1 protein-coding gene is annotated in these 1,477 nt (G+C 57.7%); it reads left to right on the top strand.

Going from position 1 to position 1,477, the window contains the following annotated elements; translation table 11 throughout:
* Positions 1-125: 125 nt before the first annotated feature.
* Positions 126-1,169 (top strand): IS110 family RNA-guided transposase, encoded by a 1,044-nt coding sequence (locus GHK62_RS12920; protein WP_184109083.1) that lies wholly within the window; start codon positions 126-128, stop codon positions 1,167-1,169.
* Positions 1,170-1,477 lie beyond the last annotated feature (308 nt).

Raw genomic sequence — 1,477 nt, 5'->3', positions numbered from 1 at the left:
TGCGTCAATCCCTTGTGCGCTTGATCCCTCGCCGAGTGCTTGCTTCTGTTGGGGTGGACGGCCCCCGAACGGCATCGAAACGTGCCAGAGTGAGTCGTTGTGAACTCAAGCAAAGGGAGCCGTCCGTGGACCAGATTATTCGTATTGGCATGGATACGTCAAAACACGTCTTTCAATTGCATGGCGTTAACGCTGCTGAGCAACCGATCCTGCGCAAGAAGATGCGCCGTAAGGAAATGGTGGGCTTTTTCACGGAATGCCCGCCGACTGTGATTGCGATCGAAGCCTGTGGTGCTTCGCATCACTGGGCCCGGTTGCTGACCGCGCTCGGGCATGAGGTCAAACTGATCCCCCCGCAGCTCGTGAAGCCTTATGTCAAACGCGGCAAAAATGATGCAGCCGATGCGGAGGCACTATGCGAGGCGATGAGCCGCCCGACTATGCGGTTCGTTCCGGTGAAATCGGCGGATCAGCAAGCCGTGCTGATGCTAGTCGGCATGCGCGAGCGCGTTGTTGCCGCACAAACGCAGCTTGCCAACACGATTCGCGGCTATGCGGCTGAGTTCGGGCTGACCGCCGGTAAAGGCATGTCTCATATCCCGCTACTGCTTGAACGGATCATGATTGACGAAACCATTCCAGCCCTGGCACGCGATCTATTCGCATCTCTCGCTGACGAATTTGTGCAGCTAGATGAGCGCCGGAAGGAAGTGGAGGCAAAACTGATGGCCTGGTATCGAAATAACGAATACTGCCGTCGCCTTGCAAAAATCCCGGGTGTCGGGCCGATCGGCGCAGTACTACTGGTGATGAAAGCGCCGGCGCCGGAGTTGTTTGCGTCGGGAAGACAATTTGCCGCCTGGATGGGGCTGACGCCCCGGGACCACTCGACTGCGGGTAAGGTCAGGCTTGGTGTCATTACGAGGGCCGGAGATGAGGCATTGCGCAAAACACTGGTTGTGGGCGCGACCGCGGTGTTGCAGCACCTGCGAGCGGGACGCGGAAGGAACGCTTCACCATGGCTTGTCGGATTGCTCAAGCGCAAGTCACCTAAGCTCGTGGCTATCGCGCTGGCCAACAAGATCGCCCGGATTGCCTGGAAGATGCTGGTGACCGGCGCAACCTATCGCCAAAACGCTGAGCCGCCAAAGTTGGCAAGCGCGGCTTAAGAGATCAGGCAACCACGGCAAGCTGGCAATCAAAGCTACGGCGTTGATCTGACGCGTGAACTTGCAGGAAACGAGCAGATGGTGTGATCGATCGATCCGAGACGCGGGACACTCCGTTGCGGACAGTGGCTTTTGAAGTCGAGCTTCTGTTTGGAATCCATGTCGCGGAACCCATCTTGGCCAGCGTTCATGTGCGAGCGCAGCAACAGGCCGGACATATGAACGCAAGCGATCCGATCAAAATCATCATAAGAGTTCTTGCAAGGAGGGGGCCGTCCACATATGTCCGCAGTCGGAGCTTTGCCGCT

The organism is Sinorhizobium terangae, from assembly GCF_009601505.1.
Lineage (GTDB): Bacteria > Pseudomonadota > Alphaproteobacteria > Rhizobiales > Rhizobiaceae > Sinorhizobium > Sinorhizobium terangae.
This window is presented reverse-complemented; position numbering and strand designations above follow the sequence as displayed.